The organism is uncultured Aliiroseovarius sp., from assembly GCF_947497285.1.
Lineage (GTDB): Bacteria > Pseudomonadota > Alphaproteobacteria > Rhodobacterales > Rhodobacteraceae > Aliiroseovarius.
Genome location: NZ_CANMFT010000011.1, coordinates 16,198 through 30,361, shown reverse-complemented (window position 1 = coordinate 30,361; position 14,164 = coordinate 16,198). Strand labels below are relative to the sequence as shown.

Annotated in this window: 17 protein-coding genes and 2 pseudogenes; 7 read left to right on the top strand and 12 right to left on the bottom strand. The window is 52.4% G+C overall.

Annotated features, from left to right (window positions below; translation table 11 throughout):
• The first annotated feature begins 170 nt into the window (after positions 1-170).
• The 7 genes and pseudogenes from Q0864_RS16175 to Q0864_RS16145 all read left to right on the top strand — a co-directional run.
• Positions 171-557: a transposase gene (locus Q0864_RS16175; RefSeq protein WP_298571872.1), complete on the top strand. Its 387-nt coding sequence runs from the start codon at positions 171-173 to the stop codon at positions 555-557.
• Positions 554-907, top strand: a complete 354-nt coding sequence (gene tnpB, locus Q0864_RS16170; protein WP_298571869.1) for an IS66 family insertion sequence element accessory protein TnpB — start codon at positions 554-556, stop codon at positions 905-907. The genes Q0864_RS16175 and tnpB (Q0864_RS16170) overlap by 4 nt, the downstream gene beginning before the upstream one ends.
• A 54-nt stretch (positions 908-961) precedes the next feature.
• A pseudogene (locus Q0864_RS16165) lies at positions 962-2,302 on the top strand (IS66 family transposase); the annotation flags it as partial.
• Between the two features lie 81 nt (positions 2,303-2,383).
• Positions 2,384-2,770 carry a transposase gene (locus Q0864_RS16160; protein WP_298571872.1) on the top strand — a complete coding sequence of 129 codons (387 nt, stop codon included), beginning with the start codon at positions 2,384-2,386 and terminating at the stop codon, positions 2,768-2,770.
• Complete coding sequence (gene tnpB, locus Q0864_RS16155; RefSeq protein WP_298571869.1) at positions 2,767-3,120, top strand: IS66 family insertion sequence element accessory protein TnpB; 354 nt, start codon at positions 2,767-2,769, stop codon at positions 3,118-3,120. Before Q0864_RS16160 ends, tnpB (Q0864_RS16155) begins: the two co-directional genes overlap by 4 nt.
• 54 nt (positions 3,121-3,174) lie before the next feature.
• The gene (locus Q0864_RS16150; protein ID WP_298571866.1) at positions 3,175-4,698 is read left to right on the top strand and encodes an IS66 family transposase; all 1,524 of its coding nucleotides are present in this window, start codon (positions 3,175-3,177) and stop codon (positions 4,696-4,698) included.
• Between the two features lie 11 nt (positions 4,699-4,709).
• Positions 4,710-4,901 (top strand): annotated as a pseudogene (locus tag Q0864_RS16145) (transposase domain-containing protein); the annotation flags it as partial.
• A gap of 282 nt (positions 4,902-5,183) precedes the next feature.
• On the opposite strand, the gene Q0864_RS16140 reads toward Q0864_RS16145, so the two are convergent.
• The 12 genes from Q0864_RS16140 to Q0864_RS16090 all read right to left on the bottom strand — a co-directional run bounded on the left by Q0864_RS16140 (position 5,184) and on the right by Q0864_RS16090 (position 14,164).
• Positions 5,184-5,723, bottom strand: coding sequence for a hypothetical protein (locus Q0864_RS16140; protein WP_298571863.1), 540 nt, complete (start codon positions 5,721-5,723; stop codon positions 5,184-5,186).
• Complete coding sequence (locus Q0864_RS16590; RefSeq protein ID WP_363317630.1) at positions 5,723-6,319, bottom strand: RHS repeat-associated core domain-containing protein; 597 nt, start codon at positions 6,317-6,319, stop codon at positions 5,723-5,725. The genes Q0864_RS16140 and Q0864_RS16590 overlap by 1 nt, the downstream gene beginning before the upstream one ends.
• Positions 6,320-6,411: 92 nt before the next feature.
• Positions 6,412-6,948 (bottom strand): hypothetical protein, encoded by a 537-nt coding sequence (locus Q0864_RS16135; RefSeq protein WP_298571860.1) that lies wholly within the window; start codon positions 6,946-6,948, stop codon positions 6,412-6,414.
• A gap of 25 nt (positions 6,949-6,973) precedes the next feature.
• On the bottom strand, positions 6,974-7,471 hold the full coding sequence (locus Q0864_RS16130) for a hypothetical protein (RefSeq protein ID WP_298571857.1): 498 nt from the start codon (positions 7,469-7,471) through the stop codon (positions 6,974-6,976).
• 257 nt (positions 7,472-7,728) lie between these two features.
• A complete protein-coding gene (locus tag Q0864_RS16125) occupies positions 7,729-8,727 on the bottom strand; it encodes a hypothetical protein (RefSeq protein WP_298571854.1) in 999 nt (332 codons plus the stop codon).
• The gene (locus Q0864_RS16120) at positions 8,724-9,125 is read right to left on the bottom strand and encodes a hypothetical protein (protein WP_298571851.1); all 402 of its coding nucleotides are present in this window, start codon (positions 9,123-9,125) and stop codon (positions 8,724-8,726) included. The genes Q0864_RS16125 and Q0864_RS16120 overlap by 4 nt, the downstream gene beginning before the upstream one ends.
• A 56-nt stretch (positions 9,126-9,181) precedes the next feature.
• Complete coding sequence (locus Q0864_RS16115) at positions 9,182-9,373, bottom strand: hypothetical protein (protein WP_298571849.1); 192 nt, start codon at positions 9,371-9,373, stop codon at positions 9,182-9,184.
• 188 nt (positions 9,374-9,561) lie between these two features.
• Entirely contained in the window at positions 9,562-10,005 is a 444-nt protein-coding gene (locus Q0864_RS16110) for a hypothetical protein (protein ID WP_298571847.1), read from the bottom strand.
• Positions 10,006-10,257: 252 nt separating this feature from the next.
• Positions 10,258-10,674, bottom strand: a complete 417-nt coding sequence (locus tag Q0864_RS16105) for a hypothetical protein (RefSeq protein WP_298571844.1) — start codon at positions 10,672-10,674, stop codon at positions 10,258-10,260.
• A gap of 301 nt (positions 10,675-10,975) precedes the next feature.
• A complete protein-coding gene (locus tag Q0864_RS16100; protein ID WP_298571841.1) occupies positions 10,976-11,512 on the bottom strand; it encodes a hypothetical protein in 537 nt (178 codons plus the stop codon).
• Positions 11,513-11,759: 247 nt separating this feature from the next.
• Positions 11,760-12,752 (bottom strand): P-type DNA transfer ATPase VirB11, encoded by a 993-nt coding sequence (gene virB11 / locus Q0864_RS16095; RefSeq protein ID WP_298571838.1) that lies wholly within the window; start codon positions 12,750-12,752, stop codon positions 11,760-11,762.
• Positions 12,752-14,164, bottom strand: a complete 1,413-nt coding sequence (locus Q0864_RS16090) for a TrbI/VirB10 family protein (RefSeq protein ID WP_298571835.1) — start codon at positions 14,162-14,164, stop codon at positions 12,752-12,754. The genes virB11 and Q0864_RS16090 overlap by 1 nt, the downstream gene beginning before the upstream one ends.

Here is a 14,164-nt window from a genome sequence, read left to right as displayed (position 1 = left end):
GAAGAGTAATCCCAAGAAAAAACAACCCTGCCACGACTAGAATCCCGTATGGGACTGCATCGAACTCTGGTAAGGGTCGCAGATGTTGAGTAAGCGGTGTTTTGACCCGACCTTCCCAATCGTTTCGTGATCTGAGATTCCTTGCCTCGTTGATTTGAGGGAGTTTCTCCATGGAGACTATGAACGAGTTACTCGTTGGTGTGCGTCGCGGATCCGATGGCAAGCGCCGTTGGCCTGACGAGGTCAAGGCACATATTGTTGCCGAGACGTTGATGGATGGTGCGACGGTCAAGGGGGTCGCGGAGCGTTATGACATCGTGCCCAGTCATGTTTCCGATTGGCGCAGGCAAGCGCGGGAAGGCAAATTGGTGTTGCCGAACCTTGAGGGCGTTAACTTCGCCCCTGTGGTTTTGGAAACTCCTCTTCCACCTACGGTGCCTTCATCGCCCTTTCCGGTTTGTGACGACAAGATTGAACTGGTGAAGGGTGAGGTAACAATTCGGCTTGCGGCCTCGACCCCCACGCCGCGGATAATTGAACTGGCTCTTGCACTGTGATCCATCCATCGCATGGGGTGAAGATCTTTGTGGCGACCAAGCCTGTGGACTTCCGCAAGGGTCACGATGGTCTGACCGCTCTGGTTCAAAGCCATCTGAAGATGCTGCCCTTTGATGGCGCGGTCTATGTGTTTCGCGCCAAGCGGGCGGACCGGCTGAAGATGATCTGGTGGGACGGCACGGGTTTGGTCATGGCATACAAACGGCTGGAGCAGAATGCGTTCAAATGGCCTGCCATTCGCGACGGCGTGTTGCGCTTGGACCCGGCCCAGTTTGAAGCCCTTTTTGCGGGGCTGGACTGGCGGAGGGTGACGTCACTGGACGTGCCATCTCCGGCTGCGGCAGAATGACTCGGGTGGCGTTTTGTACAGGTGCTCCCCACCGGAATTTAGTAGATCAACGGCATGACTGCGCTTGACCAACTTCCCAACAATATTGATGCTTTGAAGGCGATCATTATCGCCTCGGAGGAACGTAATGCGCGCAAGGATGTGCGGATCGAACGGCTGGAAAAGTTATTGGCGGACTTCAAGCGTGCGCTCTATGGCGCGAAGTCCGAGAAGGGTCATCCGGACCAGTATCATCTGGCGCTGGAAGATATCGAAACAGCAATGGCCGTGGTTCATGCCGAAGATGAGGCGATTGATCCGCCGAAGACCAAGCCCGCCAAGCGCAAGCCGCGCGGGCTCCTGCCTAAGCATCTTCCGCGCGTGGAAGAGATCATCGAACCAGACAGCACCACCTGTTCTTGCGGCCACGAGCGCCACGTCATCAGCGAGGATGTGAGCGAGCGGTTGGACATCGTGCCCGCACAGTTCCGGGTGATCGTCACCCGCCGCCCGCGATATGCTTGCCGCAAATGTGAAGGCAGCTTTGTGCAGACCCCGGCGAAGCCGCATCTCATTGAGGGCGGCATGCCCACTGAGGCGACCGTCGCAACGGTGCTGGTGTCAAAGTTCGCAGATCACCTGCCGCTGTTTCGGCAAAGCCAGATATATGCCCGCCAAGGCGTCAATATCGAGCGATCCACCTTGGCCTCATGGGTGGGCAAAGCGGCCCACGAACTCAAGCCTATCCATGACGTTATGCTGGCGCATCTCAAAACAAGTTCCAAGCTCTTCATGGATGAGACACCAGCGCCGGTGCTCGATCCGGGACGGGGCAAGGTGAAGAAAGGTTACTTCTGGGCGCTGGCGCGGGACGACAGGGCGTGGAATGGTCTTGAACCGCCCGGCGTAGCCTTCACATACACACCCGGCCGATCCGGCAAATACGCATCCCAGATATTGCAGGGCTTTAGCGGCATCCTGCAAGTGGACGGCTATGCTGGCTACAACCGCGTGCTTGATCTGCGTGACAATGCGCCGATCGAGCTGGCCTATTGCTGGGCCCATGCCCGTCGCAAGCTCTATGATCTGACCCACAACAATGTGGCCCCCATTGCCGAGGACGGGCTCAAGCAGATCGCGGCGCTTTACCGGATCGAGAAGCAGATCCGTGGCCAGTCAGCTGAAGAACGTCTCGTTGTTCGGAACCAAAAGTCCGCGCCCAAAGTAGCTGCCTTCAAAACCTGGCTGGATCATGCCCGCACGCAGGTCTCTGCCAAATCCCCAACGGGGGAGGCGCTCAAATACATCGCCAAATACTGGGATGGGCTCATCCTGTTCCTCACCGATGGCCGCATCGAGATGGACAGCAACGCCGTCGAGCGCACGATCCGCCCCATCGCTCTACAGCGCAAGAACGTAAGCGGTGTTTTGACCCGACCTTCCCAATCGTTTCGTGATCTGAGATTCCTTGCCTCGTTGATTTGAGGGAGTTTCTCCATGGAGACTATGAACGAGTTACTCGTTGGTGTGCGTCGCGGATCCGATGGCAAGCGCCGTTGGCCTGACGAGGTCAAGGCACATATTGTTGCCGAGACGTTGATGGATGGTGCGACGGTCAAGGGGGTCGCGGAGCGTTATGACATCGTGCCCAGTCATGTTTCCGATTGGCGCAGGCAAGCGCGGGAAGGCAAATTGGTGTTGCCGAACCTTGAGGGCGTTAACTTCGCCCCTGTGGTTTTGGAAACTCCTCTTCCACCTACGGTGCCTTCATCGCCCTTTCCGGTTTGTGACGACAAGATTGAACTGGTGAAGGGTGAGGTAACAATTCGGCTTGCGGCCTCGACCCCCACGCCGCGGATAATTGAACTGGCTCTTGCACTGTGATCCATCCATCGCATGGGGTGAAGATCTTTGTGGCGACCAAGCCTGTGGACTTCCGCAAGGGTCACGATGGTCTGACCGCTCTGGTTCAAAGCCATCTGAAGATGCTGCCCTTTGATGGCGCGGTCTATGTGTTTCGCGCCAAGCGGGCGGACCGGCTGAAGATGATCTGGTGGGACGGCACGGGTTTGGTCATGGCATACAAACGGCTGGAGCAGAATGCGTTCAAATGGCCTGCCATTCGCGACGGCGTGTTGCGCTTGGACCCGGCCCAGTTTGAAGCCCTTTTTGCGGGGCTGGACTGGCGGAGGGTGACGTCACTGGACGTGCCATCTCCGGCTGCGGCAGAATGACTCGGGTGGCGTTTTGTACAGGTGCTCCCCACCGGAATTTAGTAGATCAACGGCATGACTGCGCTTGACCAACTTCCCAACAATATTGATGCTTTGAAGGCGATCATTATCGCCTCGGAGGAACGTAATGCGCGCAAGGATGTGCGGATCGAACGGCTGGAAAAGTTATTGGCGGACTTCAAGCGTGCGCTCTATGGCGCGAAGTCCGAGAAGGGTCATCCGGACCAGTATCATCTGGCGCTGGAAGATATCGAAACAGCAATGGCCGTGGTTCATGCCGAAGATGAGGCGATTGATCCGCCGAAGACCAAGCCCGCCAAGCGCAAGCCGCGCGGGCTCCTGCCTAAGCATCTTCCGCGCGTGGAAGAGATCATCGAACCAGACAGCACCACCTGTTCTTGCGGCCACGAGCGCCACGTCATCAGCGAGGATGTGAGCGAGCGGTTGGACATCGTGCCCGCACAGTTCCGGGTGATCGTCACCCGCCGCCCGCGATATGCTTGCCGCAAATGTGAAGGCAGCTTTGTGCAGACCCCGGCGAAGCCGCATCTCATTGAGGGCGGCATGCCCACTGAGGCGACCGTCGCAACGGTGCTGGTGTCAAAGTTCGCAGATCACCTGCCGCTGTTTCGGCAAAGCCAGATATATGCCCGCCAAGGCGTCAATATCGAGCGATCCACCTTGGCCTCATGGGTGGGCAAAGCGGCCCACGAACTCAAGCCTATCCATGACGTTATGCTGGCGCATCTCAAAACAAGTTCCAAGCTCTTCATGGATGAGACACCAGCGCCGGTGCTCGATCCGGGACGGGGCAAGGTGAAGAAAGGTTACTTCTGGGCGCTGGCGCGGGACGACAGGGCGTGGAATGGTCTTGAACCGCCCGGCGTAGCCTTCACATACACACCCGGCCGATCCGGCAAATACGCATCCCAGATATTGCAGGGCTTTAGCGGCATCCTGCAAGTGGACGGCTATGCTGGCTACAACCGCGTGCTTGATCTGCGTGACAATGCGCCGATCGAGCTGGCCTATTGCTGGGCCCATGCCCGTCGCAAGCTCTATGATCTGACCCACAACAATGTGGCCCCCATTGCCGAGGACGGGCTCAAGCAGATCGCGGCGCTTTACCGGATCGAGAAGCAGATCCGTGGCCAGTCAGCTGAAGAACGTCTCGTTGTTCGGAACCAAAAGTCCGCGCCCAAAGTAGCTGCCTTCAAAACCTGGCTGGATCATGCCCGCACGCAGGTCTCTGCCAAATCCCCAACGGGGGAGGCGCTCAAATACATCGCCAAATACTGGGATGGGCTCATCCTGTTCCTCACCGATGGCCGCATCGAGATGGACAGCAACGCCGTCGAGCGCACGATCCGCCCCATCGCTCTACAGCGCAAGAACGCGCTCTTTGCAGGCCACGATGCCGGTGCCCAGAACTGGGCCGTCATCGCCTCGCTCATCGAGACGTGCAAGTTGAACCACGTCGAGCCGCACAGCTATCTGACAGGCGTCCTCTCGGCCATCGTGAATGGCCATAAACAGAAGGATATCGACTTGCTGCTACCGTGGAACTTCAAGGGCTGAAAAAGCGCTTACGCAAGAACGCGCTCTTTGCAGGCCACGATGCCGGTGCCCAGAACTGGGCCGTCATCGCCTCGCTCATCGAGACGTGCAAGTTGAACCACGTCGAGCCGCACAGCTATCTGACAGGCGTCCTCTCGGCCATCGTGAATGGCCATAAACAGAAGGATATCGACTTGCTGCTACCGTGGAACTTCAAGGGCTGAAAAAGCGCTTACGCTAAAATCGTCCAGTAGCTACAAACACATCGCTATGCACTCAGCTGCCTCAGCGCTGACAAAGTCGAATGTGCCCGGTTAAGATTCAACTCGCCCAATGCCGGTCCGCACCTGTTCAAACACATCTCAATCAAGTCGTATTGTTCACTCGTCATGTCGGCCCATTTTGCAATGAACTTTTCGTCCCAAAACTCAACATTTGGATAGTTGACTTGCCCCCTGAGGCTCCCTCATTCAAAGCGAGAAAAGTTTCGGGGAGCAGGTCACGGCTTATAGTGCTATGATCTTAGGACCAATTTGTTTCCGTTGAATCTTCTTTAGAGTGCATACGGCTACGCTTGCATACTTACTCTCTACCCCACGGACCGGATTTACCCTGCTTTCCGATATTTCCTCCATCAACTCGATCCAAGAAATCACGTGATCAAGGAACTCAGGTTTTAGGTGCGGCCAGAAGGACCAAAATGCGTCCCCCCACATATCGACGTCATCAATTTCACAGAAGTCTCCTGTGGTTTCAGAAATGACAGTTTGGGCGGTCAATCTAGTCAATACGTTTTCTTCCATCGAAGCGATCATGAGGCGCATGAGAAAATGACTCTTCGCCACCAAGTCCAAATGCAGCCAAAACGTATGAAGCAGATCATCAAGAAGCAAGGCGTCCGCGCTGGACGCATCCATTGACAGTTTCAATTGCTCAAACTTATCTGGATTGTCGCGCACTACAATACTTGCACTATCCGGAAGATCCGCTACATCAAGCTCACCTAGGCTCATTTTCATATCTTTTACGATTGAACGAACGCTCATCAGAGTCCTCCAGTAGCACATCGACGCATTTGATTTAGTGCATTCTTCTGAGCGATTCCATGACCGCCATCAGGGGCTCCGTGGCACGCAATATCTCTTTCTGATCGTGCGAACAACTCGCGTCGCCAAGCAGTGTGTCGTAAAAACCTCTCTGCTAGCCCCATATCCGCATAACAACGGCCGAGCTGATTCGTTATTTCTTTTGCTCTATCCAGTTTGACACGAGCTTCAGCACAGCGATCGTCATCGTCTGGATCTCTATTGCGAGTAGCATCACCTGGAACTACATCCCAGAGGTCCATTGATTGGAACTGTGCATTTTGTATCGACAGGACCAAGGCAGCGAGTCCCGTTGAAACGGCCATTACGGAGTTTCCGGCCATAACAGCGCCCCCTCCAGAAAGCACGGCTGCACTTTTGTTGTTCCCGGTAGGATCTGTCCAATTGTAGGGATTCACATCAACATATCCGTACAAAGAAAATGCGCCTGAAACGAACCCAATCGGATCGCTTTGCACAAACACGCCTGCTGCCGGGTCATACGCCCGTGCACGATGTTGACTCCAAATTGTGAAATTAATTGGAAATTGAAACACAGAGAGCTTCGCAATTCCAACAACATTTTTTTCCGTGTGCGCTCATTACAATTTACCCTTTCCAAATATCTAAGCACCGCTTACGCCTAACTCTAATTTCGGTTAGTTTCATCTACAATGTATGGAGGGAGACAGGTGAAACCGGCGACTCTCTTGTATTTATCGCCTTGGTAAAAAGAACCAGTGGTTAGGTCTATAAGAGAAGATTTGAACGCTAAATAGCCCGTAGTGTTATTACGAATCTTTCTGTGATTCTCAGCCGGATCGTCAGTATAACCCGTACTCGTAAAAACGTAACCGTTTGCCGCGAAATGAACGTGGCCGACGGAAGCCAGTAATGGCTTTCTAAGGAGCAATTCAGCTAACTGGTCTTCCATCCCTTCGGAAGAACCTATCTTACCATTTAACACCCGCAGCAACGCGAGAACTTTCGGTCCTCTTGTCGTGTCTTCGAGCATCGTTTCCCCATCCATTTTCTCGGATGATATCTGATCGATAACCAAAATCCGATCGAGCGTCGAACCATCAAACTTGACTTCGTAGCAGACGAAACGAATTACGCCGCCCGCCAATGCGGGCTGTGCGAAAATGCAAGTGAGTGAAATCAGCAGAATTAGTAATCTTGGCATATCAAACCTCGAATGCTTGAGTCGTTCAATTGGGTTGGTCGATCAAATAAGGCGTTTGACAAAAGAACCGCCCGGTTCGGGCGTATTTGCTATTGAAATGGTACGATCCTGTTTGAAGGTTGCTGGTACTAAACCGAAAATCTACTCGATCTGTTCCAATGTGGTTAAAGGAAAAGTTTCGGGCGAGAAAATAGCCTTCTCCGACAACGCCATCACCATTGATCGGCGGCTGCTTTGAAATTAATTCGGCTTCTGCCTTCATGTCTGTCTTATCGCTCAATCTGGCTTGGAAAAGCCGCAACCTAAAAGGAGCGTAAAGGCCGCCTTTTACGATGTTTTCTAATAAATCCATTCCAGTGTGTTCTTCTGCTGACACCTGATCTAGTATTAATGTTGTGCCCAAGTTCACACCTTTGTGGTCAACTTGCTCACACACAATTCTTACCAACGTAGGCTTTTCACTTGCTGTCGCACTTGTCGCAAACAGAGCATTTGCTACCAAAACAAATATAAAAACCCTCATCTTCGAATGCTCCGTCACATAAATACTTGTTGCAAAGATTACCCAGAAATTGGTCAAAGAACAAATCGCTCGTCTGAGACCACTGACCATGAAAAATATAGCGAGACACAACATACTTATGAATGCTGGTTGCTACACCTAGAAATCGCTACCGGTTCTGTTCTAAACTCTTCATAATTGAGCGGGCGAGAGGGTGCGGAAGGTGTCGATGGCAACGCTTCACGGAACAAACACGATAGGGCAGTCCCTGTGCTCGATCAGTTAATACATCCGCGCTGGTGGTTTGTCACAACTCGAGATGCACAACGTTCCAATTCATCAGCAAGATACATTTCTCGCGGGTTAGCACTGAACATGAACCCCAAAACCAAAGAAACATCTCCTCCCATTAGAGCGACATAATTGGCGATGTCGCGATATGTTGGATCGTCCAGTGGTAACGCAATTCCTCGAACAGAAACCTGATGGAATCCTACAGCGCTATGCGGATACCACATGAATCGCACCGTCCCACCAAAAAGGGCTAGCGGGCATGCTGAATAGCAATCATTCAGCAACTCAGTTTCTAAACCCGCTGCCCGTATATAACGACCCGCGCGCATAGCCTCGTAGACGGCCCCACCACCACTACCCAAACCCACTACTTTCGCATCTGGGTAAGCGTTTATTGCTTCTTTGACAGTTTCTGAAAAGCCTTCAACAATATCTCCCTGAATGTAGATTGACTTTCGTTCATCATCATATCGGACAGAAAATCCGCGTTCTACATTCACATATAGATCAGCAGGGATATCGTAATTACCCACACAATCGAGATTCCAGATTCTTTTCTTTTCCGCAGCGGTGATCTTGGAATGATACTTAGCAGCAATTGCCCAGTTACTTAGTGAAACAGAAGCTATTGCAAACTCTCGACCGCTTGCCCCATCAGCAGGCTGTGGAGGTTCAAGGTGCCGAATACCCTCCTTATGCCCGACCATTCTACCCAAGATTGCGCACAGATGCATATTTACATCGACTTCATTGTACGCAGTTCCAAGCGCCTCATTAAACCCTAATTCCCTAGACTTCTGCCAAAACTCTTCTGACATGTTCTCAACATCTAAAATCGCCTGCTCCCAACTCTTCGCATGAGCTGACGAAATTCCCAGAACCCACAGAAGGCACACCGTAATAAGAAAGGCAGCAAATCTTATTGGGTGTTTTACGCTCACTTTCGGGCTCCGATCAGGATCAGTGATGTTGCTGCCGATCAATCTTCACCCTTTCGGGACAGCAAGTTCGGGTTGGCCGCCAAGTAACTCCCGGCTAAGGCCAGAGCTCCAAAGACAAGTGTTATCGCACTTTCTTCAATTGTCACAAAGGTAGCGCCAATAGAGTAAGAAACAACGTCCACTATTGATTTTCGAGTGGCAGCCAACTTGAGTGTTCTTTCGGCGATCAAAATTCCCCTCACTTCCCAAACAATGCCTGTGGCGATCACTACAAGCGCTGCCGTGGTTGCACTAAGCCCTAAAGCTCCAAAAGACACTGTGAGGATCATGGCAAGACCCACATGTGCCATGAAGTTCTGCGCCCGTGAATGCGGCGTTCCACTTTCCAAGGTTCCCGGTTCGAGTATTTCCGAGAAGAGGCTTGTAGAAGCATCGGTCATTCATCTGCACCTTTGTTGGAAGTCATTTGATGAAAGGGGTTGCGAGCGAAAGCTACCTAATCGCAGGCGTCACATAGGGCGGCTTCGTAGCCGTCAGGAATTTCACGCCCAAGCGGGTTGCCGCAATTGATACAGGTATCCCCACTCACGGAAGAACTTTCAGCGCCTGCGTCACCTTGCTGCTCACGGCGGCGATCCTCGTACCATGCAGCGCGTTCTTCATCTGTGTGGCTATTGTTTTTTGTCATAGATTTTCCTTTGCACCTTTCTTGGAGGTCATGCGGTTCGTGGTGAGCCACATGTGTTCTGATCCATGGGCACATCCGGTGTTTGCCGTATTATCATTGAACCCCGGCCATTATTGCCATGACGATGTTATCTAAGACACCGTGAATCGTAACCCCAACAAAGACGGCTAGAACAGTTTTCCAGAAGCTCATTTCTCGGCACCTTTTCTGGAATAATTGCTTCCGTCCTCTTCAATGCCAAACCCGGCTTGGTGTGTGGCTTCATAAAGCTCTGTCGCATCAGCCTCACCTGTCAAAGCCGCGTGAGCAAATCGGTTGATAGCCTGCATTCTGGTTTCACCGTCAAATTCACCAATGTCATATCCGTACTCTAGGCTCTGACAGACCAAATGGACATGCTGGGTTGTCGTCACCCAATCACTGTGAATTTCGATCTGCTTACGAATGAGATCAGCTCGTTTCATGTCTGGATCACTCCATTCCGCCAGCCAGACCTCCCATGCTTTGCTTTTGCTTTCGCTTGGATCAAGGACGTAAAAACTGTCAAAGGACAAGCTTCCGTATTGGTCGAAAACAAAAATCTGCAAACCTCTGTCGGCATCACCAAGAACGTATTTGGGTTTCTCAGTCACTCTGCTGCACCTTTCTTGGAAGAACTTTTATTACGCCACTCTTCAATCTTTTGAGCCGCATCAGGTCCGGCGCTGAAGCCCCATCCCGCTCCGACAAGGGTAAAAACGGATGCACCAGCTACTGCGCCAAATGGACCGCCAACGATCCCGGTACCCGCTCCAACGACTGCGCCCGCGGAAGCGCCAGCTATCACTCCTGCTATTCGGGACTTTTTTATCATTCGTTTGCACCTTTTCTGGATGTCTTGTGGTTCACGATCTCAGGTTCCATGGCGGTCGCATTTCAGGATCTTCAAGCATACGCTTTTCACGATCTTCATAATCTTCACACGCCTCCCATCGAAAGACGACCGAACGGCCAGCTCCAAGCGCTTTATTGATCTTTGCATTTGTGCGGCACTTTTGCAGCTGCCCACCCTTGTACGGGTGACGAGGTGACACTGTTCCATATTGAATGCTGAGCCTGTTGTGCAAAGATTTGGCACGGCCGATGTATACTACCGCGCCATCCAACAATATCCAGTAAACTCCGGACCGTTTGGGGGCGTCGACTTTGAATGAGCAGTAGTGCGTATCATATTCTCGTGCGAGTGGATATTTCTTTGGATTGGTGAAACGATCCTGCGGGCGCAGATTGAGCTCGGCCACAATGATCTGATCGCCTGTCAACGCTTGTTACCTCTATTGGATGTATCATTGACCCGGCGCGACGTATGAGTGAACGCTTCATCGCTGCTGATCATTTCTGGGTCGTAGTACCAGTACAGTGCCCCCGATTCAGAGCAGTACTTCCCTTCATGCAAGAGCCGGCGTGTGTACCCTATCTCTGATAGGTCTTGAAAGACCTCGTCAACCCGATGCTCGAATGTGTAAGCGCCCAGAAATTGCTCGTCATTTGCATACCCGATTTCTTCAAGTTGGCCGGCAAGGGTCTTTATGGTCAACCTATCAAAATTCACTGTCCTATACCTTAGACAACCTGTCTTACCATCTGACGCATGACCTCGAATTCCTTCAGCCATTGTTCAGTCCAGAGGATGTAATGCTTACCTGACTTCTCTGGATCACCAAAGAACTCATCGAGCCATTCCCTACCCCATCGAAAGGGTTTCTCCAGAAAAACTTCGACTTCATCGAAGCATCTTTCGCCTGCATCGAATTGTTCAATATCAATCCCGCGGTCTTGCCACTTCTTTGAAATGAGCCGTCCGGTCGCCAATGCAAATGGGTGAAGCTGACTATCGCCAAATGCCATCTGAAGTTTCTTACTGCGCTCGGCCGTCTCGATCTGGGCAGCTACAAAAAGAAGAGCCTCCAAGGAGATTAGCCGCTTCTGGCTAAACTGTTCCAGCCTTCCGAGAGGAATCTCCAATTCAGAGGAGCCTATATGGTTCGGCGATGCGTTTGATGGCCCACCGTCAAGAACAAGCGCAGCGTACAAATTCTCCGCAAGTTGCTCCTCTCGTGATGGCTTTGAGCCAATCAGCTTTGATCTTAGCCAATTCATATGATCCCCTTGAGCGTACGGCAGCCACTTCTTCTTTCCGCCCCGGCACTGTGACAGTAGGATGGCTGCTAAGCAAGAATGTTGCTCTACTTATGGGTGCGGTCCCGAACCTACCCGTTCTCATCGCAGATCAGACGCGTTCAAGAAAGGTGGGGCCTAAGCACCCCTTACTAAGCACCCGGCCCAGATTTCATCTTTCCACAAAGTATCCTCGGGGGTGTGCCGGAGGGCAGGGGGCAGACGCCCCCTATTTTTCGACGTGAAGCCCAGGAAGGTAAATTTCAGCTACGCCTCGCCGCCCCTCATGTCTGCCGAGCTGCACAACGAGATCAATGCTATTCGCGCAGTATCGCCATACCTCGCCAAAGGTCATATTCATGCCAACGTCCATCACCATCAGCGCCAGCTGGTCCAGCGCCTTTTTCGCAGTATCGGCGTGAATCGTCGTGAAACTACCGCCGTGTCCGGTGTTAATAGCATCTAGGAAAGTCTTGCATTCGGTGCCTCGAAGTTCACCTAGTATGATACGATCTGGTCGCAGCCGGAGCGTCGCTTCAAGCAATTTCGCGGCGGTGACTTCTCCGCCTTCAACCCGCTTTGCCCGAAGGCAAACAGAGTTTGGCTGTTCTGGAAATAGTTCAAAGGCGTCTTCAATTGTGACAATCCGCTCTTGCGGCTCAACGAGATCGAGAAGGCCACGAGCGAAAGTCGTCTTGCCGCTAGAGGTCCCGCCAGAGATTAAGATATTCAGCCTATCCTCGATGCAGACCTGCATCGCTTCTTTCACTTTTCCTTGCTGGGCGAGATCCGCAACATGTTGGGCGCGCTCGCGCCGCTTTTTCTCAAGATCAATAAGGCCCCCATGCAGGAGGCCCATATTCTCAAGGGAGATTTTTGTATGGCTATAGGATCGAAGCGTAATAACAGTTCCGCCCTCGATCGCAGGTTCCGCGATAACTTGGGCGCGTAGTGGGCGGCCACCATATGAAATCTTTCCGGAAAGCACCGGCTTTGCCACTGAGAATTGAGCCCCAATGTCGGATGCAATCGCTGTGCCGATGTTGTTTGCATCCATTGTTTCGAACTTGTGTTGCGAATGGAGCGTCATGTACGGCGCTCCTTGCTTTTCCAGCCAAACGGTTCCGTCGCTGTTAATGGCTATCTCAACTATCTCACTGTCCTTGAGAAGATCCTTGATCGGCGTGAAATAGGCTTCGAGAAAAGAGCCGGCGTCGTCCATCAATAGAACTCCAAATCTCGATCAACCATGATCGTCACACGCGCGCCTTGTTCGACCGTAATAATGGGTGGCAGTGTTGCATATTCATTGATTACGTCAGCACTTGCATTGGCAAGGTCGTCGCCAATATCTTCTGCGGTTTCGGCGGCCAGCGCACTATCAGATGCGTATGCGTTAGCTGCGATCGAGGGTGCTGCGCCGATCAAAGATACTAGTGCTGCACCACCAAAACGCATTCCAAAACGGGAGTTAATATGGCCCGTTACGCCCGATCGACCCTGTTGATCACCACCGTAAGCAGCAATTTGGACTGACTGGCCTTCAGGCGTTACCAAACGGGACCAGCGAACGAGAATACGCCCTTGTCCGAGCGATATGTCCGAGCTGTATTGTCCAAAAACCTTCGATCCTGACGGGATTAGAACGTCCGATCCATCAAACGAGTACACAGGCTCGTTTACCATTGCTGTAACGGCACCCGGCAACGATGAATCGATAGCATTTTCCAGTGTTGCCGCGATCATTGTACCCTGAACCACAGTCTTTGAAGGATTTGCAATCACTTCCGCGGACGTTACTTGGACTGGCGATGCCCCACTTTCAACAAATGCGCGATTGCGTTCGTCCGCTGTTGGGTTTGCCGATGTTGAAGAACTCTGACCCGATGATTGGTTTGCAGATCCGCTTGTAGCCCGCTCATCATAGATCACCGAGGGTGATTTAATTCGCGCTGCCATAATAGCGCGTTGTTCCTGCCGAATACGCTCAAGCTCAGCCCTTCTTTCCCTTTCCGCCGCTGCCTGTTCTTCAGCTAACCTCTGAGCTTGAGCGTCTTGCGACATTCGCTCAGCTGCAAGGCGTTCCGCTTCGAGCCGCGCCATTTCAGCTGACGCGTTCTTTTGTTCAGCCTCGCTCAATCGGCTTTGAAGTCCTTCGATTTGCTGGTTCATTGCAGCCTGCATTTCTCGAAGAATACGGGCGTTCTCTTCATTTGCTGCCGTCACAGCGGCCGAGATTTGTTCGGCCAGTTCTTGCTGCCCTGCGCCCGCATTGTCCGATATTCCGCGAAGCTGAGCTTCCAGCTGTCGAACTTGTTCTTGCAACGCGCGTTCTCGCTCGGCCATGGCTTTGCGCTGTTCTTCTAGTTGAGCATCAACACCCGAAAAATCAAAGGACGGTTCGGGATCGGTTGCGCCTGGTTGAATGCGAGCAAAGCTGTTGTCCGGAGAACCTTCCTGAAATTCGAGTGAACCGGACGTTTCTAGGGGTGTCTTGCTGTCCGGTGCGATCAACGGATACGCTAGGAACCCCAACAAACCGACAACGCTAGCACCCACAAATGTTTTTGCAGCTGCGCTTGGTCCTTTGGCTTTCTTTTTCGGTTTTACTTCGTACTCTTGATCATCAGCCAT